The organism is Microbacterium sp. ER1, from assembly GCF_023383675.1.
Lineage (GTDB): Bacteria > Actinomycetota > Actinomycetes > Actinomycetales > Microbacteriaceae > Microbacterium.
In genome coordinates this window covers 260,149-280,436 of record NZ_QCXO01000138.1, presented here as the reverse complement: position 1 = coordinate 280,436, position 20,288 = coordinate 260,149, and the positions used below count along the sequence as shown (strand labels likewise).

Sequence of the window (20,288 nt, the reverse complement as noted above, 5' to 3'; positions counted from 1 at the left end):
GCTCAGCGGAGGGCGTCGGCGTCGCTCTCGTCCACGGCTTCGATGAGCAGCTCGAGACGGTATCCCAGCCAGTCGTAGACGGCCTGGCCGTCACCGCCGACGTCGGGTTCGTCGTCGGTGATGCCGAGCCGCGTGGCGATGACGAGCCGGATGGCGGTGAGGGTGCGGAGCCACGCGTCCACGTCCTCGCGCCGTACGAGGACGTCGCGGGGAACGCGGGCGCCCTCATCGGTCACCTCGGCGTCGGGGTCGAACACCTGCAGCGCCGTGCGCATGACCCGCGCATCGTGCAGCCGTCGGTCCAGGAGGTCCGCGCGGGTTGCCGAGGCGAACGCCGCCGCGGCGTCGTCGTCGTCCGGATAGGCGTTCGGCGTCAACCGGGCCACGCCCGGGTCATCGCCTTCGGAATCCCGGAGCAGGTCCATGAAGTCATCGACGAGCCGGGCCAGGTGCATGCCCTCGATCGTGGCGACCGAGACGGTGATCGGTGGGGTGTTCATGCGGCCTTCCTGACGGTGGCCCAGAGCCCGTAGTCGTGCATCGCCTGCGCGTGCACCTCCATGGTCTCGCGGGGTCCGGTGGCGACGATCGCGTGTCCGTCGTGGTGGACGGCGAGCATGAGGCGGGTGGCATGCTCGCGGGTGTAGCCGAAGTAGATGCGGAAGACGCGGACGACGTAGCTCATCAGATTCACCGGATCGTTCCACACGACGACCTCCCAGGGCTCCAGGGGCGCAGCGGAGAGATCGGTGGCTTCATCGATCTCGGGAAGAGCAGTCGACACGGTCAGGCCCATCCGAGCTCGTGCAGGTGGGCGTCGTCGATGCCATGGAAGTGCGCGATCTCGTGGACGAGGGTGGTGTGGATCTCGTCGCGGAGTTCGTCGATGTCCTCACACTGCGCGAGGTGCGGTTCCCGGTAGACGATGATGCGATCGGGCAGCTCACCCATCCCGTACTGCGTGCGCTCCGGCAACGCGAGGCCGTCGTACAGGCCGAGCAGATCGAGGCTGCCGTCCTCGGGACGATCCTCCACCACGAAGACGACGTTCTCGAGCTGCTCGACCATTTCGTCGGGCAGCTGGTCGAGTTCGTCGATCACGAGGGCCTCGAAGGCCGCGGCGTCCATGTCCATCCCCTCCAGCCTACGGGGACGACGACGGGTTCCTCAGTGCAGGAGGACGAGCAGCGCCGCGACGCCGATGAAGAGGCTTCCGAACACGGTGTTGAGGATCCGCTGGCCGTGCGGAGAGCGGGTGAGGCGCCGGAAGGGGCGTGCGGCCGTGGCGAAGAATCCCCACATGACGAGCACGTCGACGACCACGACGGTCGCGACGAGGGCCAGGTACTGGGGGAGCGGAGGCTGGTCCAGCCGGATGAACTGCGGGATGAAGGCGAGGAAGAAGACGATCGCCTTGGGATTCAGCAGGTTGACCCAGAAGCCTCGGCGCATCATCGACCAGTGGCTCTCCCGGGCATCCACCGGATCCGGCGCGTCATCGAGCGCCGGAGCGGGGCGGGTCAGGATCAAACGGATGCCGAGGTACACCAGGTAGGCGGCGCCGGCGTATCGGATGAGGTTGAACAGGACGTCCGAGCGCGAGACGAGGAGCCCGACGCCGGCAGCCACGATCACGACATGCACGATGAGCGCGATCTGCTGGCCGATGATTCCCCAGATCGAGCGCTTCCAGCCCTGCGTGAGGGAGTTGGACATCGTGTTGATCGCGCCGGCCCCCGGCGTGAAGCTGATCACCACGGATGCGGTGAGAAGAGAGAACCAGACCGCCAGTGACACCAGGACAGTCTAGGGCCCGCGTGAGAGGCGAAGAGGCTCGGACCGAACCGGTCCGAGCCTCTTCGAGCTGGGGTGAGTAACGGGGCTTGAACCCGCGACCTCCTGGACCACAACCAGGCGCTCTACCAACTGAGCTATACCCACCATGCGCCCGTCGAAACAGGCAACCCCACGAGTCTATTACATGTTCGGGGCGAACTCCGACACCGTGCGCGCGGCGATCTCCTTGGCGTCGTCGCTGGAAGGGCCCGGCTCGTCCACGAAGACGGCCTCCCGGTAGTAGCGGAGCTCGCGGATCGACTCCAGGATGTCGGCCAGCGCGCGGTGGCCCCCGTCCTTCGCCGGAGCCTGGAAGAACACGCGGGGGTACCAGCGACGGGAGAGCTCCTTGATGCTGGAGACATCGACGTTGCGGTAGTGGAGCCACTGGTCGACCTGAGGCATGTACTTCGCGAGGAACATCCGGTCGGTGCCGATCGTGTTGCCGGCGAGAGGGGCGCGGCGCTCGAGGGGGACGAAGCGGCGGATGTACGCCAGCGTCTGCTCCTCCGCCTCCTCGAGGGTGACTCCGTGCGGGATCTCGTCGATGAGCCCCGAGGTCTCGTGCATGGCGGTGACGAAGTCGTTCATGTTCGCGAGCGCGTCCGCGCTCGGACGGATGACGACCTGGAATCCGGGGTCGAGCGGACGGAGCTCGAAGTCGGTGACCACCACCGCGATCTCGACGAGCTCGTCGACGGCGAGATCGAGCCCCGTCATCTCGCAGTCGATCCAGACGAGGCGGTCGTTCTCCGAAGCAGTCACCATGTCGCCATCCTATCGACGGCCCCGACATCGACCCGCGGGGCGCGGTACGGTAGAGACGTCCGCCTCCGTAGCTCAGGGGATAGAGCAGGAGCCTTCTAATCTCTTGGTCGCAGGTTCGAATCCTGCCGGGGGCGCCACTGATCGCCCGTCAGATCGACGGGTCTCAGCAGTGCCGCAGCGCGTCGACCGCGTCGTCTGCGCGCCAGAACTCGCCGATCAGCCGGAAGCCGCCCGTCGCCAGATGGAGCCGCTCCGCGCGGTAGCGGACGCCGAGGGGATCGGCCACCGCGCGGAGGTGACCGAGGACATGCTCGCGGCTGTCCTGGACACGCCACAGGTGATCGGCGGCACGGACGAGGTGCTCTCGACGGGACGCGAGCGGCGGGGCTGCAAGCGGGACTCCGGGAGCGGGGGTCGAGGTGGTGGTGGCGGTCATGGTCTCTCCTTCCATGGTTCGAACATACGACCGGCCACCGACATTCGTCCGGGTGTCGATATCCGGCGGTGACCGGGCCTCTTCTGCACGGATCCTCTCCGCTGTCGACCTTCCACAGAACGCGCGATCGCGCCCTCGCGCACCCGTCGGCGCGGTGCACGCTGGAGGTCATCCGGCCGCCGAGCCGGCACCGAGAGGACGAACACATGATCGACACCGTGACCATCGTGGGCAGAGTCGCGACGGACCCCACCCCCGGGCGGACGAGCGCTGGAGTGCCCGTCACGAACTTCCGGCTGGCGAGCACGCACCGGCGCTTCGACCCGGCGAGCGGGACCTGGGTGGATGCGGGGACCAACTGGTTCTCGATCGCCGCCTTCCGACGGCTGGCGGAGCACGCGCGGGCATCGCTGCGAGTGGGCGACAGCGTCATCGTCTCCGGGCGACTCCGGGTGCGCCCATGGGAGAGCAACGGCAAGCAGGGGACGAGCGTCGACATCGACGCGGACACCATCGGACACGATCTGCGGTGGGGGACCACGGCATATCGGCCGAGCTCCCGGCCGTCATCCGGGGAGGCGGGGGAGAGCGCTGATCTCTCGACGGTGGATGACGAGGCGCACGACGCGTGGGATCAGCCTGCAGAGACCGAGGCGGCCTAGACTCTGCTCGTGCTCCGATCGGTCCTCCCGTCCCGCGCTGCGGCGCTCGTGCTCGTCGCCGGTGTCTCGGCCGCCGTCCTCGCCGGATGCGCGCCGGAGCCCTCGGCGACGCCGACTCCCACGGCGGCAGCCACCGCTGATCCGACGCCGTCCGCCGCTCCTGCTCTGGTGCCGGACGGGAGCGCCGAGGACAACCTCCCCGTCTTCACGGCGGTGGCGGAGCAGGTCTGGGGGACGGAGCAACGCGGGGAGGGGCGCGCGTACGTCGACGGTCTCGTCGCGGCGGGATTCGATCGGGACGCCATGCAGCTCACGCCGGACCAGTCCACGGTCGGGAACCCGGCGGAGAGCATCCAGTTCTCGGTCCGCTGGGGCGAGGAGGAGTGCCTGATCGGACAGGTCGGTCCCTCCACCGGTGCCGTCGTGACCACGGTCATGCCCCAGCTGGCCGGCGGGCGGTGCCTGGTGGGCGCGACGCGGCCGATCGACTGGTGACTCGCGTACACAGATAAGCCCACTCGCGGCCGGTAGGCTGGAGTGTCGATCTTCGACGCCAACAGAAGGAGCGGTTTTCGGTGGCTGAGTACATCTACTCCATGGTTCGTGCCCGCAAGGCGGTGGGTGAGAAGCTCATCCTGGACGACGTCACGATGGCGTTCCTGCCGGGCGCGAAGATCGGCATGGTCGGCCCCAACGGCGCCGGAAAGTCGACGATCCTCAAGATCATGGCCGGGCTCGACACCCCGTCCAACGGTGAGGCCAAGCTCTCGCCGGGGTACTCCGTCGGCATCCTCATGCAGGAGCCGGAGCTCGACGAGTCGAAGACGGTCCTCGAGAACATCCAGGACGGCATCGCCATCAAGGCCAAGGTCGACCGGTTCAACGAGATCTCCGCGCTGATGGCCGATCCGGACGCCGACTTCGACGCGCTCCTCGCGGAGATGGGGACGCTGCAGGAGGAGATCGACGCGGCGGACGGCTGGGACCTCGATTCCCAGCTCGAGCAGGCGATGGACGCCCTCCGCACCCCGCCCGGCGACGCGGCCATCGCTCCGCTCTCCGGTGGTGAGAAGCGCCGTGTGGCGCTGGCCAAGCTGCTGCTGCAGAAGCCCGACCTGCTGCTCCTCGACGAGCCCACCAACCACCTCGACGCGGAGAGCGTGCTCTGGCTCGAGCAGCACCTCCAGTCGTACAAGGGCGCCGTGATCGCCATCACCCACGACCGGTACTTCCTGGACCACGTGGCCGAGTGGATCGCCGAGGTCGACCGTGGACGCCTCATCGGCTACGAGGGCAACTACTCCACGTACCTGGAGAAGAAGGCGGAGCGCCTCGACATCCAGGGCAAGAAGGATGCCAAGCTCGCCAAGCGCCTGAAGGACGAGCTCGACTGGGTCCGCTCCAGCGCGAAGGGCCGTCAGACGAAGTCGAAGGCGCGTCTGGCCCGGTACGAGGAGATGGCGGCCGAGGCGGAGCGCACCAGGAAGCTGGACTTCGAGGAGATCCAGATCCCCGCCGGTCCTCGACTCGGCAACGTCGTCATCGAGGCCAAGAACCTCAAGAAGGGCTTCGACGGCCGCTCGCTCATCGACGGCCTGAGCTTCAGCCTTCCGCCGAACGGCATCGTCGGCGTCATCGGCCCGAACGGCGTCGGAAAGACGACCCTGTTCAAGACCATCGTCGGGCTGGAGCCGCTGGACGGCGGCGACCTCAAGATCGGCGAGACCGTCAAGATCAGCTACGTCGACCAGTCGCGGTCGTCGATCGACCCGAACAAGACCCTGTGGGAGGTCGTCTCCGACGGCCTGGACTTCATCACGGTCGGCAAGACCGAGATCCCGTCCCGTGCCTACGTCTCGAAGTTCGGGTTCAAGGGCCCGGACCAGCAGAAGAAGGCCGGCGTGCTCTCCGGTGGTGAGCGCAACCGTCTGAACCTCGCGCTCACCCTCAAGGAGGGCGGCAACCTGCTCCTCCTCGACGAGCCGACCAACGACCTCGACGTCGAGACGCTGAGCTCCCTGGAGAACGCGCTGCTCGAGTTCCCCGGCTGTGCGGTGGTCATCACCCACGACCGGTGGTTCCTCGACCGGATCGCGACGCACATCCTCGCCTACGAGGGCACGGACGAGAAGCCCGACCAGTGGTACTGGTTCGAGGGCAACTTCGAGGCCTACGAGCAGAACAAGATCGAGCGTCTCGGCCCGGATGCGGCGAAGCCCCACCGCTCGACGCACCGCAAGCTCACCCGCGACTGAGGCGGCCATGAGCACCGACTCGCCGGGTTCCCGCCTGCACATCCCGATCCACCTCCGCTGGGGCGATCTGGATGCGTTCAACCACGTCAACAACACCTCGATGCTCAAGCTGCTCGAGGAGGCGCGCGTCCGCGCGTTCTGGCGTGCGGGACCCGGCGAGGAGGCGCCGTCCACCGCCGTCCTCGACTCCGGGATCGAGGAGGGCATCCTGACGCTCATCGCGCGGCAGGAGATCGAGTACCTCGCTCCGGTTCCGTACCAGCGGCGCCCGCTCGAGGTGCAGATGTGGTTCGGGAAGCTCGGCGGGTCCAGCGTCGAGGTCTGCTACGAGGTGCACAACGACCCGGCCGCCGAGCCGCGTGAGCTCTACGCGCGATCCACGGCCATCATCGTGCTCGTCGACGCGGGCACGGGACGGCCGACACGCCTGACAGCGGAGATGCGCGAGGCGTGGGAGCCGTACGTCGGTCCCTCCATCGAGTACGCACACCGCTGAGCGCAGCGTCAGCGATCCTCGGGAACCCGGATCATGATCTCCTGAGCGACGCTCGCCACGAGCGTGCCCTCTCGGGTGTACACGCGCCCCGTGGCCAGACCGCGACCGCCGCGGGCGCTCGGCGACTCCTGCACATAGAGGAGCCACTCGTCCACGCGCGCCGGGCGGTGCCACCACATCGCGTGGTCCAGGCTCGCGACCTTCAGGCCGGGAAGTGACCAGGAGACCCCGTGAGCGCGCAGGATCGACTCCTGGATCGTCATGTCGCTGAGGTAGGCCAGGGCGGCCCGGTGCAGCCGCTGGTCGTCGGGGAGCGGGGCGCGCAGTCGCATCCACACCGCCTGCCGGGGGACCCGTTCGTCATCGTTCGGCAGATAGAGGGGGGAGTCGACGTGGCGGATGTCGGCCGCACGCTCGCTCAGCATGCGTCGCGCACCTCCGGCGAGTGCGGGCACACGGTCCTCATCGGGGGCGAGGTCTTCCGGGACGGGCACACCGGCGGGCATGGGCTCCGCGTGCTCCACCCCGGGGTCGGCATCCTGGAACGAGGCGATCATCGAGAAGATCGGCACGCCGTTCTGGTACGCCTGGGTGCGGCGGGTGGAGAACGAACGTCCGTCGTGGATCCGGTCGACGGCGATGGTGATCCCCTGGCTCGCATCGCCGGGACGGAGGAAGTAGCCGTGCATCGAGTGGACGGCGCGGTCCTCCGGAAGCGTGCGCTCCGCGGCCACGAGGGTCTGCGCGAGCACCTGTCCGCCGTAGATGCGGCCGCTCGGCATCGGGTGCGACGAGCCCGTGAAGATGTCCTCGGTGGTCCGCGCCTGGGTGGCGTCGAGGTCGAGGACGTCGAGAAGACGCTCCACGGTCTGGATGGCGTGCTCGTCGGCGCTCATGTGTTCCCCTCCGCGGCCCGGGGTCGCCGCTCGTTGGTAGTTTAGAACGCGTGACCCCTCAGCTCCTGCTCGCCGATCCGGACACGGCGAAGGATGTCCTCACGTTCACGGGCCGCGCGGCCCGGGTGTCCGACGAGGGTGTGCGTCTCCAGGCTCATCAGGGCGTCCTGGCGCTCACCACGGCGGTCCTCGCGCCTCAGGGGCTCTTCGATCAGACGCCGACGATCCTTGCCATGCGCATCGTCCGTGCCGATCCCGAACTCGAGTGCGACCTCGTGATCGACGCCCTGAGGTCGACGGACGACCCGCAGCGCCTCGCTCTGCCGGAGACCGCTCTCTCGCCCGCGTGGGCCGGTGTCGCGCCCCCACGACAGGGGTGGGCGCTGGAGTCGACCCTTCCCGCCTCCGTCATCGCGCAGAGCGCGCAGTGGGGCATCTCCGCGGTCGCGCACGGCGCGGGACCGGGATCCGGCGAAGAGGCGGTGCGTGCGCTCCGCGCGGCGATCTGGGGCGAGCCGGACGACGACCTCGGCGGCCTGCCGCGCGGCGTCGCTTTCGCAGCAGACGCGCTCGGCTTCATCTCCGGCGAAGAGGACGTGCCCGTGACGCGTTCCGGTCGTTGGACGCGGCTCGCGTTCCGCCGCGGCCACGTGCTCGCCCGCGGTCCCGTGGCCTCCGGGCTGACCGGCGTGCGAGCCACCGGCACCCGGGCCTGACGCGACCACGGGACCGGCGGGCAGCTCCGGATCAGCCGAGGGCAGCCGCTGCGCGTCCGGCCTGACGGCCGGAGAACAGGCACCCGCCGAGGAACGTGCCCTCCAGGGCTCGGTAGCCGTGCGCGCCACCGCCGCCGAAGCCGCTGGCCTCGCCCGCGGCGAAGAGACCCGGAATCGGCGCGCCGCTTCCATCCAGTGCGCGACCGTCGAGATCCGTGTTGATCCCCCCGAGGGACTTCCTGGTGAGCACGTGCAGCTTGACCGCGATCAGCGGCCCGGCGGCGGGGTCCTGGAGCCGATGCGGGGCCGCGGTGCGGATGAGCTTGTCCCCGCGATAGGCCCGCATCGAGCGCAGCATGCCGATCTGCGGGTCCTTGCTGAAGTCGTTGGCCATCTCCCGGTCGCGGGCGACCACCTCGCGGCGCACGGCCTCGATGTCCAGGAGCTCGCCCCCGGGGTGGGCCGCCATCTGCTCCAGCAAGGACTCCAGGTCGTTCTCGACGATGAAGTCCTCGCCCTCGTCGAGGAACGACTGCACGGGTCCGGTCGGCCCTTTCGCGAGGCGGGACTTGAGGAGCAGGGCCACGTCCTTGCCGGTGAGATCCGGGTTCTGCTCGCTGCCGGACAGCGCGAACTCCTTCTCCACGATCTGCCGCGAGGTCAGGAACCAGGAGTGGTCGTGGCCCGTCCGCCGCAGGTACTCGAGCGTGCCGAGGGTGTCGAAGCCGGGGAAGAGCGGAACGGGGAGCCGGTGTCCGGTCGCGTCGAGCCACAGCGACGAGGGGCCGGGCAGGATGCGGATGCCGTGCTGCGGCCACACCGGGTCCCAGTTGGTGATGCCTTCCACGTAGTGCCACATCCTGTCGCCGTTGATGAGGCGGGCGCCGGCGGCGGCGCTCACGGTCTGCATCGAGCCGTCGACATAGGCGGGCACGCCGGAGAGCATGTGCGCCGGGGGAGTGCCGAGGCGCGAGGGCCAGGCCGCGCGGACGAGGTCATGGTTTCCGCCGATGCCCCCGGAGGCCACGATCGTCGCCGTCGCGTCGATCTCGAACGCGCCGATCACGTCTCGGGACGAGGCGACGCCCCGGGCGGCACCGTCCGACGCCAGCACGCTCCCGCGGGCACCGGTCACGCGCCCGCCGGTGAGGACGAGTTCCTCGACGCGGTGTCGGGCGAGGACGGTGAGCCGTCCCTCGCGCTCTCCCTGCTCGACGGCGGCCGCGAACGGGGCGACGATCCCCGGCCCGGTGCCCCAGGTGATGTGGAAGCGAGGGACCGAGTTCCCCGGACCGAGGGCGCCGTAGCCGCCCCGCTCGGCCCAGCCGACCACAGGGAAGAAGCCGACGCCGCGGGCGCGGAGCCACGAGCGCTTCTCGCCGGCCGCGAACTGCAGATAGGCCTCTGCCCAGCGCCGGGGCCACTCGTCCTCGGGGCGGTCGAATCCGGCGGTGCCGAACCAGTCCTGGGTCGCGAGCTCGAGCGAGTCGGTGATGCCGAGGCGGCGCTGTTCCGGAGAATCCACGAGGAACAGCCCGCCGAAGGACCACCACGCCTGCCCGCCCAGGTTCGTCCGCGGTTCCTGGTCCACGATGACGACCCGACGTCCGGCCTCGAGGGCTTCCGCGGCGGCGACGAGACCGGCCAACCCCCAACCGATCACCAGGACGTCTGCGGTCGGGGGTGTGGTCGTCATGGGGTCTCCGTTGATTCCTGACGGGAGCGGGTCTCCAGGGTCGTGCGCCCCTGGGGTGCCGTGCCGATGCCGGACGGCTCGAATGTGTTCACCATGGCATAGGCGGCGCGCTCCAGGTAGTCCCAGAGAGTGGTTTCGTGCAACGGGGACAATTGCGCCTCGTCCACGGCCGTGCGCATATGACGAAGCCAACGATCCCGGGCGTCGGGGTCGACCCGGAAGGGCATGTGACGCATCCGCAGGCGGGGATGGCCGCGGGTCTCGCCGTAGGTGCTCGGGCCGCCCCAGTACTGCTCGAGGAACAGGAGCAGGCGCTCCTCGGCCGGACCGAGGTCCTCCTCCGGATACATCGGCTTGAGCACGGGGTCGAGGGCCACCTCGCGATAGAACACCGAGACGATCTTCGCGAACGTCTCGCGCCCACCGACCTCGTCGTAGAACGTCACTTGTCTGTACTCCCGTCGCCGCCGGTGTTCTTCTTGCGCCGCCAGATGCCGCGATCCGGGATGACGGGCACCCCGGTGACGGCGTTGGGGCGCGTCTTCGGCGGGTTGGCGCCCCGGACGCGGCGCGCACCCTCCAATCCGGTGGGCACGACGTCCGCGAGACGCGGCACGTCGATCTCCTTCTCCAGCAGAGCGGCTCGGAGACGGCGTCGGAGCTCCTGCGCCACGTCGTCGCGCGCGTTCGCCCTGGTCTTGATGACGGCGCGCACCACGAGGGCGTCGCCGTCCACCGACTCCAGGCCCCACAGCTCCGGCTTCTCCACGATGCGGGTGCGCCACTTCGGGTCTTTCGCCAGGCCCTGCGCCGTCTCCAGCAGGATGTGCTCGACCTGTTCGAGGTCGGAATCCGGCGCCACACCGATGTCGACGATCGCGCGCGCCCAGCCCTGCGACATGTTCCCGATCCGGGTCACTTCGCCGTTGCGCACGTACCAGAGGGTCCCGTTCACGTCCCGCACCTGGGTCACGCGCACACTCACGTACTCGACGACGCCGCTCGCCAGCCCGAGGTCGACGACGTCGCCGATGCCGATCTGGTCCTCGGCGACGAGGAAGATGCCGTTCAGCACGTCTTTGACGATGTTCTGGGCACCGAAACCGAGGCCGGCACCGACCGCCGCCGTGAGAAGGGTGAGCGATCCGAGGAGAGCATTGTCGATCGCGTTGACGATGAGGATGATCGCGATGATCACGAGCATCACGTTGACGATGTTCTGCAGGATGGTGCCGAGTGTGCGTGTGCGCTGGACCAGTCGCATGTCGGCCAGCGGGGAGCGTTCGAGTGCCTGGGTGTCGTCGACGGCGGCCTTGTTCTTGGCGGTGTCGACGATGCGGTGCACGACCCGCCTGATCACCCGGCGCAGTACGAGCGCGATGAGGACGCAGGCGCCGATGATCAGGGCGATCTGCAGGAGCTTGCCGCCGACCGTGGTCAGCAGCGTGAGCATGTCCTCCACCCATGGGGGGAGCTCGGTCGGCGTCGGCGTGGGGGTCGTCTCAGCGGAAATCAGCATCGTCTCGATGGTACCGAGAGGGCCTCTGCGCCGGCTGGAAGAGCGGCGGCAGAGGCCCGTGTCGGTGTCGGCGGTGGAGGGTCAGTCCTCGGCGTCGCGGGACTGCGCGGCGAGGGCGCGCTCCACGTCCGCGAGGTTCTCCAGCACGAGACGGCGCAGAGCGGGCGGCGCGTCCTGGTGCTCGGAGAGCCAGCCCCGCGTCGCGTCGCGCAGCGCGACGTCGGCGAGAGCGGTGGGAAAGAGCCCGACGATCAGGTACTGCGCGATCTGGTAGGTCCGCGACTCCCACACCGGCAGGAGCATGTCGAAGTACTGCGGCACGAAGGCGCCCAGCACCTCCGCACCCGCCGGGTGGACGAAGCCGAGCGCCGCCGAGCGGACAATCGTGTTCGGGGCGTCGTCGCGCGCGATCAGCGCATCCCAGGCCTCCTGCTTCGCGGCCGCGTCCGGAAGAGCGGCGCGCGCCTGCGCGGCGAACTCCGCACCCTTCGCGGTGTTATCGGCGGCGAGCGCGGCGTCGATGGCCCCGGCGTCGGTCGCACCGATCGTCGCGAGGCCGACGAGCAGCTGCCAGCCCAGGTCGGCGTCCACGTCGAGCCCGGGGAGCGTCTCCTCACCCGAGCGCAGACGCCCGACGATGCCGGCGTGCTCCGGTGTCACCAGGTTGTTCGCGAAGGCGGTGACGAACTGGAGCTGGCTGTCGCTGCCGGCCTCCGCCGACTCGGCGAGTGCCCAGAGGCCATCCGCCACCTTCAGCCGTGCGGCTTCGCGCTCCGCCGGGGCGACATACAGGGTCGCGGCCGTGCGCAGCTGCGCGAGGGTGGTGCGGACCGTGGTGGACTCGGTCTCCCGGCCGATGTTGCCGAGAACGAGGTCGATGTAGTCGGACGCCGCCGTCTCCGCGTCGCGGGTCTGGTCCCAGGCTGCTCCCCAGACGAGCGAGCGGGCGAGGGGATCGTGGATGTCGGCGAGGTGGGCGATCGCGGTCGCGAGCGACTTCTCGTCGAGACGGATCTTCGCGTACGCGAGGTCGTCGTCGTTGAGGAGGATGAGGTCGGGACGGTCGAGGCCCTGGAGCTCGGGGACCTCGGTGCGGTCGCCGTCCACGTCGACCTCGATGTGATGGGTGCGCGTGAGCGCGCCGTCCTGCAGCGAGTAGAAGCCGATGCCGAGACGGTGCGGACGGATGGTCGGGTAGTCGGCCGGAGCCGTCTGGGTGATGGCGAAGCGCGAGATCCTGCCGTTGTCGTCCTCGGCCACGACGGGCTCGAGGGTGTTCACCCCGGCCGTCTCCAGCCACTTCTTCGACCAGGTGCCGAGATCGCGGCCGCTCGTGGCCTCCAGCTCCGTCAGGAGGTCGCTGAGCTCGGTGTTGCCCCAGGAGTGCTTCTGGAAGTACTGCGAGACACCGGCGAAGAACGCCTCGATGCCGACCCACGCGGCGAGCTGCTTGAGGACCGAGCCGCCCTTGGCGTAGGTGATGCCGTCGAAGTTGACCTGCACGTCCTCGAGGTCGTTGATCTCGGCGACGATCGGGTGCGTGGAGGGGAGCTGGTCCTGGCGGTAGGCCCAGGTCTTCTCCATCGCGTTGAAGGTGGTCCAGGCCTCGGTCCACTCGGTCGCCTCGGCCGTCGCGATGGTGGACGCCCACTCCGCGAACGACTCGTTGAGCCAGAGGTCGTTCCACCACTTCATGGTGACGAGATCGCCGAACCACATGTGGGCGAGCTCGTGCAGGATCGTCACGACGCGACGCTCCTTGACGGCGTCGGTGACCTTGCTGCGGAAGACATACGTCTCGGTGAACGTCACCGCTCCCGCGTTCTCCATCGCGCCGGCGTTGAACTCGGGCACGAAGAGCTGGTCGTACTTGGCGAACGGGTACGGCACGCCGAACTTCGACTCGAAGTAGGCGAAGCCCTCACGGGTCTTGTCGAAGATGTAGTCGGCGTCCAGGTGCTGCCAGAGGCTCTTGCGTCCGTAGACGCCGAGCGGGATCACGCGGCCCGAGGCGCTGGTGAGCTCCGAGAAGGTGGCCTCGTACGGTCCGGCGACGAGGGCCGTGATGTAGGAGGAGATCCGGGGCGTGGGCTCGAAGCCCCAGGTGGCCGAGACCCCGTCGTCGTGGACGATGGGCTCCGGGGTGGGGGAGTTGGAGACGACCTTCCACTCCGCAGGGGCGGTCACCGTGAACTGGAAGGTGGCCTTGAGGTCGGGCTGCTCGAAGACGGCGAACACGCGACGGGAGTCGGGCACCTCGAACTGCGAGTAGAGGTACACCTCGCCGTCCACCGGGTCGACGAAGCGGTGCAGACCCTCGCCGGTGTTGGTGTACAGGCAGTCGGCGTCGACGACGAGGACGTTCTCCTCCTGCAGCCCGGCGAGTGCGATCCGGGAGTCGGCGAAGACCTCGCGCGGGTCGAGCTGCTCTCCGTTGAGCGAGATCTCGCGCACGTCGCGGGCGATGAGGTCGATGAAGGTGAAGCTGTCGGGGGACGCGGAGAAGCGCACGACGCTCCGGGAGCCGAAGACCTCGGCGCCCTTGGTCAGATCGAGGGCGACCTCATAGGAGTGCGTGTCGACGACGTCGCGGCGCTCCTGCGCTTCGATTCGGGTGAGGTTCTCTCCAGGCAAAGCTGTACTCCCAGGGGTGAGGGGATGTAACCGGGGGTCGGCGCAGTTGGCGCCGACGGCAACCATGACAGCCTACGCCAGAGCGACGCGCGCGCCGTCGATCCTCACGAACCGGGGATAGTCACGGTCGTGCGGACGCTCGTCGTCCGCGGAGATGGGAAGATGGAGGGGTGACCGCGATCGAGCCGAATGTCGTTCCCTTTGCCTCGCCCGCCGCTGCCGGCGGCGACCCCTATGTGACCACGCCCGTCGCCTACGACGCCATCCTCTTGGCGAGCTTCGGCGGCCCGGAGGGCCAGGAGGACGTGATCCCCTTCCTCCGGAACGTGACGCGTGGTCGGGGCATCCCGGACGAGCGGCTGGAGGAGGTCGCGCACCACTACCGTCACTTCGGCGGCGTGAGCCCGATCAACGGCCAGAACCGCGTGCTCAAGGAGGCGCTGGAGAAGGCGCTCGTGGCCCGGGGGATCGACCTCCCGGTGTACTGGGGCAACCGCAACTGGGGTCCGTACCTCGAGGACGTGCTCCCCGAGGCGTCGGCCAACGGCCACACCACCCTCCTCGCCTTCGCAACGAGCGCCTACAGTTCGTTCTCCAGTTGCCGCCAGTACCGCGAGGACTTCGCCCGCGTGCTGACCGACACCGGCCTCGGCGAGACGGTCACCATCGACAAGATCCGTCCCTTCTACGACCACCCCGGCTTCGTCGAGGCCTTCGAGGCGGGCGTGCGGGAGTCGGTGCAGGGCTACCTCGACCAGGGGTTCGCGCCGACCGAGATCCAGGTCCTCTTCTCCACGCACAGCATCCCGACCGCCGACGCCGAGCGCTCCGGCGCCCGCGACATCGACTGGGGCGAGGGCGGGGCCTACGCCGCCCAGCACCTCGCCGTGTCGGAATGGACGATGGAGCAGGTGCGGGCCGCCGTCCCGGGAGCCGCCGACGTGCCCTGGGAGCTGGTCTACCAGTCGCGTTCCGGCCCCGCGTCGCAGCCCTGGCTGGAGCCCGACGTCTGCGACGTGATCGCGGAGCTCCCGGCGCGCGGTCGCAAGGCGGTCATCGTGGTCCCCGTCGGCTTCATGAGCGACCACATGGAGGTCCTCTGGGATCTCGACACCGAGGCCGCCGAGGCCGCGGAGGAGGCGGGCCTCGCCTTCGTCCGCACGCCGACGCCCGGTGTCCGCGAGGCTTTCGTTGAGGGCATCGTCGACCTCATCGAGGAGCGCCTGCAGGGTCGCCCGAACGCGGAGCGTCCGCACGTCACTGATCTGCCCGGTGCGTTCGACGTCTGCCGTCCCGGGTGCTGCGAGAACGTGCGCGCGGGGTTCAAGCCCGCGGCTGCCGGCATCGCCCCCTGAGTCGCGGACGGAGCGGATCCTAGGATGGAGAACATGCGCATCCACATCGCCACCGATCACGCCGGACTCGAGTTCTCGACCCAGCTGCAGGAGCATCTCCGCGCCGCGGGGCACGAGGTGATCGACCACGGTCCGGTGGAGTACGACGCGCTCGACGACTACCCGGCCTTCTGCATCCGGGCGGCGCAGGCCGTCGTCGTCGATCAGGCGACAGGGGTGCCGGCGCTCGGGGTCGTCTTCGGGGGCTCGGGCAACGGCGAGCAGATCGCCGCGAACAAGGTCGCCGGGGTCCGCGCAGCGCTCGTCTGGAACCTCTCCACGGCCGAGCTCGCGCGGGAGCACAACGACGCGAACGTCATCTCCATCGGAGCTCGTCAGCACACCTACGACGAGGTCACGGCGTTCATCGACCGGTTCATCGCCACGCCGTTCTCCGGCGACGAGCGGCACGTCCGGCGCATCGGACAGATCGCCGACTTCGAGCGCGACGGCTCGCTCCTCCCGGACCCCCGAGCCTGACATGCCCGAGGGACATTCCGTCCACCGCATCGCGCGGCAGTTCGATCGCAACTTCGTCGGCAAGACGATGAGCGCCTCCAGCCCGCAGGGACGCTTCGCCGAGGGCGCCGCGGTGCTCGACGGACGCCAGGCCGTGAGCGTGCAGGCCGTGGGCAAGCAGATGTTCCTCGAGGCGGAGGGTGACCTCTGGCTGCGCGTGCATCTCGGTCTCTACGGTGCCTGGGATTTCGCGGGGGAGATCCTCGTCGACCCCACCATCGCGTCGGCCAACGGCAGGATGGGCCAGACCAATCAGCGCGGCACCACTCTCGACGAGGCGATCCTCGACGACGCGGGGGAGAACTCCCTCGCCTCGATCGGGGCGCCGCGGCGCGCCAGGGTCCACGTGCGGATGTCCGAGCAGACCAAGGGGCTGACCGACGAGGTCGACGAATGGCCGCCGCCCGTGGTGGGTCAGGTGCGGCTGCGCCTCATGACCGACATCACGGTGGCCGACCTGCGCGGTCCCACCGCCTGCGTGTTGCAGACTCCCGAGGAGATGCTGGCGACGGTGGCCAAGCTCGGTCCCGATCCGCTCGTCGGCGATCCGGCGGAGAACGAGGAGCGGTTCGTCCGCGCCGTGCGGAAGAAGCCGACCCCGATCGCGCTGCTGCTGATGGACCAGGCGGTCGTCAGCGGCATCGGCAACGTGTACCGCGCCGAGATGCTCTACCGGCAGCGGCTGAACCCGCACACGCCCGGCCGCGACGTCCCGGAGGATGTCGTCAGGGCGCTCTGGCATGACTGGGTGCGACTGCTGGCCATCGGCGTGGAGACGGGTCAGATGATGACCATGGACGGGCTGTCTCCCGAGCAGTACCGCGCCGCGATGGCGAGCCGCGACGATCGTCACTGGGTCTACCACCGGGCCGGCCTGCCGTGCCGGGTCTGCGGGACCGAGATCGCGCTGGAGGAGATCGGCGCCCGCAAGCTGTACTGGTGCCCGCGCTGTCAGGCCTGAGGGCGGGATCCCCGGGGCTCCCGCCGCTCTAGGCTGGGATCCATGCGACAGAATCCGAGCTTCACGCTCGCCGATGTGGCCGAGATCCGCCGCGTCATCGACGCCAACCCGTGGGCGACGGTGGTGAGTGCGCCTGAGGACGGTCTGGTCGCCTCGCACTATGCCGTCCTCCTCGACGACGACCGCGATGATCTGACGGTCGTGGGGCACGTGGGCCGCCCGGACGACGCCATCCACGGCCTGGGGGAGCGGGAGATCCTGCTCGCCTTCCAGGGGCCGCACGGGTACGTCTCCCCGGGCTGGTACGGCGACGTTCCCGCGGTCCCGACCTGGAACTACACCGCGGTGCACCTGTCGGGCGTTCCCGAGATCCTCAGCACCGCGGAGAACCTCCGTGTGCTCGATGCCCTGGTCGCGCGGTTCGAGTCGCGGCTGCCCGACCCGCGCCTGATGTGGGAGCGTCCGAACGACGCGGCCTTCATCGAAAGACTCGAATCCGGAACGGTCGGCTTCCGCCTCACCCCGACGAAGGTCGTCGCCAAGCGGAAGCTGAGCCAGAACAAGCCCGCGGAGACCATCGAGGCGGTGATCGCGGCGCTGCACGCCGAAGGGCCGTATGCGAACGCCGCCCTCGCCGCGGAGATGCGTCGTGCACAGGACGCACGGACGGGTGGAAGGGCGTGAGCGCCCTCGGAGTCGAGGTCGGAACGGTCCGTGCCGTCCGCCCCGTCGGTCCGGGGCGGGAGTTCCTGCTGGATGATGAGCCGGTCGACCTCCACCTCGCCGACGGACGCATCGTCGACATCGCGCCGACCGGGGCCCTGCCGGCGCGCGGCGAGGTCATCGAGGCCGACGGTGCCTGGGCGGTGCCGGGGCTCTGGGACAACCATGTGCACACTGTGCAGTGGGCCCTCGCCGCGGAGCGCGTGCCGCTCGGCGCGGCGGACTCGGCCGCCGGGGCCGCGAGGTTGATGCGCGACGCGCCCGTGCTGCCGGACGGCCGACGGATCGGCACGGGGTTCCGGGACGCGCTGTGGCCGGATCGGCCATCCGTGGCCGCGCTCGATGCCGAGACGGGCGTCGTGCCCACCTACCTGATCAATGCGGACGTGCACAGCGTCTGGCTGAACTCGGCGGCCCTGGCGCGCGAAGGCTTCCGCGGAGACGACGGTCTGCTCCGCGAGGAGGACGCGTTCGAGATCTCCCGACGGCTCAATGCCGTCGATCCTGCCCACAGCGATGAGGCGGTCATCCGCGCGGGGGCGGCCGCCGCGGCACGGGGCGTGACCGGTCTGGTCGACTTCGACATGGCGTGGAACGCCGATGCCTGGCCGCGACGGATCCTCGCGGGCTTCGCCGCGCACCGTGTCGAGTTCGCGTTCTACCCGGCGGATCTCGATCGGGCGATCGCCGCGGGCCTCCGCACGGGGGAGCGCCTTGCGGTGACGGATCCGACCGGGCTTGTCGGGTCCCTCGTGCGGGTCGGGTCGTTGAAGGTGATCAGCGACGGCTCGCTCGGCACCCGTACGGCGGCGTGCTCACACTCCTACCCCGGCGACCCCGCGAACTTCGGGGTGCTGACGGTGCCTCCGGACGAGCTCACGGCGCTGCTGACCACTGCGGCGGGAGCGGGGATCGAGGTCGCCGTGCACGCGATCGGCGATCGCGCCGTGACGGCGGCCCTCGACGCGTTCGGCGCTTCCGGTGCCACGGGGTCGATGGAGCACGCGCAACTGGTGCGGCACGCCGACCTCGCCCGATTCGGCCGGCTCGGGGTGCGCGCGAGCGTCCAACCCCAGCATGCGGTGGACGACCGCGACCTCGTCGAGCACCACTGGGCGGAGCAGACCGCGATCGGCTACCCGCTCGCCTCGCTGTTGTCGGCGGGTGCGGAGGTGCGCTTCGGCTCCGATGCGCCGGTCGCGCCGCTCGACCCCTGGCATGCGATCGCCGCGGCGGTCTGGCGGACCGACGACGACCGGGCCGCCTGGCATCCGGAGGAGCGGGTGACGCTGGATCAGGCCCTCGAAGCGAGTGTCCGCACGTCGCTCCGTCCCGGTCAGAGCGCAGACATCGTGCTCCTCGGGAGTGATCCTCGCACCGCTGACGCGGCGGGGCTCCGGACGATGCCCGTCACCACCACGCTGCTCGGCGGTCGCCTCACGCACCTCGCCTGAGGCAGCGCGCACACGACGAAGGGCGGCCCCGTAGGGAGCCGCCCTTCGTCGTGTACGTGGTGTCAGGCCGCGATGTGCGACACGAGGAACCAGCGGTCCTTCTCCAGCCCGCGCTGGATCTCGATCGCCACGTCCTGGCTCGTGAGGTCGACCTCGTCGAGGCCCTCCACGGCCGCCTTCACATCGACGAGGATCGCGTCGATGTCGGCGATCACGGCGCGGATCAGATCGTCCGACTGCGCGAAGCCGGCCGGAACGCCGGTGGCGCCTGCCTTCTCGGCGACGGCGTTCACGCGCGCGTCGATCGGAAGGCCCAGAGCGACGATGCGCTCGGCGGCAGTGTCGGCGAAGTCTCCGGCGTGGGCGACGATCGTGTCGAGCAGCTCGTGCACGCCGACGAAGTTGGCGCCGCGGACGTGCCAGTGCGCCTGCTTGCCGTTGACGGTCAGCGCCTGGAGGCCGAGGACGACGGGGGAGAGGAACTGCGCCGCACCGGCGGCCACAGTCGGGTCGATGGCGGTGGTGGAAACGGTCTGGGCCTTGCTCATCTTCTTGCTCCTCCGAATGAAGTTCTCTGTCTGACGAGTACAACGTTACTCAGGCTCAGGCATTCCGCAAGGAAGCTGAGGCTCCACTCACTTCCGCGTGATTCCGGGGGAGTGAGGGTAGTCTCGCCTCATGAGCATCGCTGCCGGAGCCTCCGTCCTCGCCCTCCCGGATCGCACCCCCGAGCTCGACGACACCGCCTTCGTCGCTGACGGCGCGCGCATCGTCGGCGCGGTGTCTCTCGGAGCCGGTGCCAGCATCTGGTACAACGCGGTGCTCCGCGGTGACTCCTCGCCGATCGTCATCGGACCGGGCAGCAACGTGCAGGACAACGTGTCGATCCACGTCGACGCCGGGCATCCCGTCCTCGTCGGGTCACGGGTGTCGATCGGGCACAACGCTGTCGTGCACGGCTGCACGATCGGTGACGGCTCTCTCATCGGGATGGGGGCCGTCGTCCTCAGCGGCGCCGTGATCGGAGAGGGCTGCCTGATCGCCGGCGGTGCCGTCGTGCTGGGTGGGACCGAGGTGCCGCCGGGTTCCCTCGTGGCAGGCGTGCCGGCGAAGGTGCGCAGGGCGCTCTCCGACGACGAACGCGCCGCGCTGCTGGCGAATGCCGCGATCTACCTGGAACACGTGGCCACGCACACGCAGGCGAGCGAGGCGTGAGACCCTCCCCCCGCTAGGCTGGGCGGTACGGGGCGGTGGCCAAGCTGGTTAAGGCAGTGGGCTCATAACCCAACGATCGTCGGTTCAAGTCCGACCCGCCCTACTCCC

Annotated in this window: 23 protein-coding genes and 3 tRNA genes; 13 read left to right on the top strand and 13 right to left on the bottom strand. The window is 69.5% G+C overall.

Annotated features, from left to right (window positions below; all coding sequences use genetic code 11):
• Positions 1–2: 2 nt before the first annotated feature.
• The 6 genes from BV453_RS14690 to orn all read right to left on the bottom strand — a co-directional run bounded on the left by BV453_RS14690 (position 3) and on the right by orn (position 2,604).
• Positions 3–500: a DUF2017 family protein gene (locus tag BV453_RS14690; protein ID WP_249521914.1), complete on the bottom strand. Its 498-nt coding sequence runs from the start codon at positions 498–500 to the stop codon at positions 3–5.
• The gene (clpS, locus tag BV453_RS14685) at positions 497–796 is read right to left on the bottom strand and encodes an ATP-dependent Clp protease adapter ClpS (RefSeq protein WP_126893245.1); all 300 of its coding nucleotides are present in this window, start codon (positions 794–796) and stop codon (positions 497–499) included. Before clpS ends, BV453_RS14690 begins: the two co-directional genes overlap by 4 nt.
• Complete coding sequence (locus tag BV453_RS14680) at positions 787–1,134, bottom strand: metallopeptidase family protein (protein ID WP_025103385.1); 348 nt, start codon at positions 1,132–1,134, stop codon at positions 787–789. Before BV453_RS14680 ends, clpS begins: the two co-directional genes overlap by 10 nt.
• Before the next feature lie 33 nt (positions 1,135–1,167).
• The gene (locus BV453_RS14675) at positions 1,168–1,797 is read right to left on the bottom strand and encodes a LysE family transporter (protein WP_085607447.1); all 630 of its coding nucleotides are present in this window, start codon (positions 1,795–1,797) and stop codon (positions 1,168–1,170) included.
• Positions 1,798–1,865: 68 nt separating this feature from the next.
• Positions 1,866–1,941: transfer RNA gene (locus BV453_RS14670), tRNA-His, on the bottom strand.
• A gap of 36 nt (positions 1,942–1,977) precedes the next feature.
• A complete protein-coding gene (gene orn, locus BV453_RS14665; protein WP_025103387.1) occupies positions 1,978–2,604 on the bottom strand; it encodes an oligoribonuclease in 627 nt (208 codons plus the stop codon).
• A 61-nt stretch (positions 2,605–2,665) separates the two neighbouring features.
• Between orn and BV453_RS14660 the strand changes: the two genes are divergently transcribed.
• Positions 2,666–2,741, top strand: a tRNA-Arg gene (locus tag BV453_RS14660).
• A gap of 26 nt (positions 2,742–2,767) precedes the next feature.
• Here the strand turns inward: BV453_RS14660 and BV453_RS14655 are convergent.
• Positions 2,768–3,040 (bottom strand): hypothetical protein, encoded by a 273-nt coding sequence (locus tag BV453_RS14655; protein ID WP_025103388.1) that lies wholly within the window; start codon positions 3,038–3,040, stop codon positions 2,768–2,770.
• Positions 3,041–3,246: 206 nt separating this feature from the next.
• On the opposite strand from BV453_RS14655, the gene BV453_RS14650 reads away from it, so the two are divergent.
• The 4 genes from BV453_RS14650 to BV453_RS14635 all read left to right on the top strand — a co-directional run bounded on the left by BV453_RS14650 (position 3,247) and on the right by BV453_RS14635 (position 6,453).
• Positions 3,247–3,702, top strand: a complete 456-nt coding sequence (locus tag BV453_RS14650) for a single-stranded DNA-binding protein (protein ID WP_025103389.1) — start codon at positions 3,247–3,249, stop codon at positions 3,700–3,702.
• A gap of 9 nt (positions 3,703–3,711) precedes the next feature.
• Positions 3,712–4,197, top strand: a complete 486-nt coding sequence (locus BV453_RS14645; protein WP_249521913.1) for a hypothetical protein — start codon at positions 3,712–3,714, stop codon at positions 4,195–4,197.
• Between the two features lie 80 nt (positions 4,198–4,277).
• Positions 4,278–5,957, top strand: coding sequence for an energy-dependent translational throttle protein EttA (gene ettA / locus BV453_RS14640; protein WP_025103391.1), 1,680 nt, complete (start codon positions 4,278–4,280; stop codon positions 5,955–5,957).
• Positions 5,958–5,964: 7 nt separating this feature from the next.
• Positions 5,965–6,453 carry a thioesterase family protein gene (locus BV453_RS14635; RefSeq protein ID WP_025103392.1) on the top strand — a complete coding sequence of 163 codons (489 nt, stop codon included), beginning with the start codon at positions 5,965–5,967 and terminating at the stop codon, positions 6,451–6,453.
• Positions 6,454–6,461: 8 nt separating this feature from the next.
• Here the strand turns inward: BV453_RS14635 and BV453_RS14630 are convergent, their stop codons facing one another.
• Positions 6,462–7,349: an acyl-CoA thioesterase II gene (locus BV453_RS14630; protein ID WP_085607449.1), complete on the bottom strand. Its 888-nt coding sequence runs from the start codon at positions 7,347–7,349 to the stop codon at positions 6,462–6,464.
• Between the two features lie 50 nt (positions 7,350–7,399).
• Between BV453_RS14630 and BV453_RS14625 the strand changes: the two genes are divergently transcribed.
• Positions 7,400–8,065, top strand: a complete 666-nt coding sequence (locus BV453_RS14625) for a hypothetical protein (protein ID WP_249521912.1) — start codon at positions 7,400–7,402, stop codon at positions 8,063–8,065.
• A gap of 31 nt (positions 8,066–8,096) precedes the next feature.
• Here BV453_RS14625 and BV453_RS14620 read toward each other — a convergent pair whose 3' ends face one another.
• From BV453_RS14620 to pepN, 4 genes are all read right to left on the bottom strand, one after another.
• Entirely contained in the window at positions 8,097–9,761 is a 1,665-nt protein-coding gene (locus BV453_RS14620; RefSeq protein ID WP_249521911.1) for an FAD-binding dehydrogenase, read from the bottom strand.
• Positions 9,758–10,207, bottom strand: coding sequence for a globin (locus BV453_RS14615; protein WP_025103396.1), 450 nt, complete (start codon positions 10,205–10,207; stop codon positions 9,758–9,760). Before BV453_RS14615 ends, BV453_RS14620 begins: the two co-directional genes overlap by 4 nt.
• The gene (locus BV453_RS14610; RefSeq protein WP_249521910.1) at positions 10,204–11,280 is read right to left on the bottom strand and encodes a mechanosensitive ion channel family protein; all 1,077 of its coding nucleotides are present in this window, start codon (positions 11,278–11,280) and stop codon (positions 10,204–10,206) included. Before BV453_RS14610 ends, BV453_RS14615 begins: the two co-directional genes overlap by 4 nt.
• Before the next feature lie 81 nt (positions 11,281–11,361).
• Positions 11,362–13,914, bottom strand: a complete 2,553-nt coding sequence (gene pepN / locus BV453_RS14605; RefSeq protein WP_025103398.1) for an aminopeptidase N — start codon at positions 13,912–13,914, stop codon at positions 11,362–11,364.
• A gap of 170 nt (positions 13,915–14,084) precedes the next feature.
• On the opposite strand from pepN, the gene BV453_RS14600 reads away from it, so the two are divergent.
• From BV453_RS14600 to BV453_RS14580, 5 genes are read left to right on the top strand one after another with little or no spacing between them, the layout of a single operon-like run.
• Complete coding sequence (locus tag BV453_RS14600) at positions 14,085–15,269, top strand: ferrochelatase (RefSeq protein WP_025103399.1); 1,185 nt, start codon at positions 14,085–14,087, stop codon at positions 15,267–15,269.
• 33 nt (positions 15,270–15,302) lie between these two features.
• Positions 15,303–15,788 (top strand): ribose-5-phosphate isomerase, encoded by a 486-nt coding sequence (locus BV453_RS14595; protein WP_025103400.1) that lies wholly within the window; start codon positions 15,303–15,305, stop codon positions 15,786–15,788.
• 1 nt (position 15,789) lies between these two features.
• Positions 15,790–16,788 (top strand): Fpg/Nei family DNA glycosylase, encoded by a 999-nt coding sequence (locus BV453_RS14590; protein ID WP_025103401.1) that lies wholly within the window; start codon positions 15,790–15,792, stop codon positions 16,786–16,788.
• A 42-nt stretch (positions 16,789–16,830) separates the two neighbouring features.
• Positions 16,831–17,472 carry an FMN-binding negative transcriptional regulator gene (locus BV453_RS14585; protein WP_025103402.1) on the top strand — a complete coding sequence of 214 codons (642 nt, stop codon included), beginning with the start codon at positions 16,831–16,833 and terminating at the stop codon, positions 17,470–17,472.
• Positions 17,469–18,965, top strand: a complete 1,497-nt coding sequence (locus BV453_RS14580; protein WP_126893240.1) for an amidohydrolase — start codon at positions 17,469–17,471, stop codon at positions 18,963–18,965. The genes BV453_RS14585 and BV453_RS14580 overlap by 4 nt, the downstream gene beginning before the upstream one ends.
• Before the next feature lie 62 nt (positions 18,966–19,027).
• Here the strand turns inward: BV453_RS14580 and BV453_RS14575 are convergent, their stop codons facing one another.
• A complete protein-coding gene (locus tag BV453_RS14575; protein ID WP_126893239.1) occupies positions 19,028–19,513 on the bottom strand; it encodes a Dps family protein in 486 nt (161 codons plus the stop codon).
• Positions 19,514–19,643: 130 nt separating this feature from the next.
• Here BV453_RS14575 and BV453_RS14570 point away from each other — a divergent pair, with 130 nt between their 5' ends.
• On the top strand, positions 19,644–20,180 hold the full coding sequence (locus tag BV453_RS14570) for a gamma carbonic anhydrase family protein (RefSeq protein ID WP_025103405.1): 537 nt from the start codon (positions 19,644–19,646) through the stop codon (positions 20,178–20,180).
• A gap of 29 nt (positions 20,181–20,209) precedes the next feature.
• Positions 20,210–20,283, top strand: a tRNA-Ile gene (locus tag BV453_RS14565).
• Positions 20,284–20,288 lie beyond the last annotated feature (5 nt).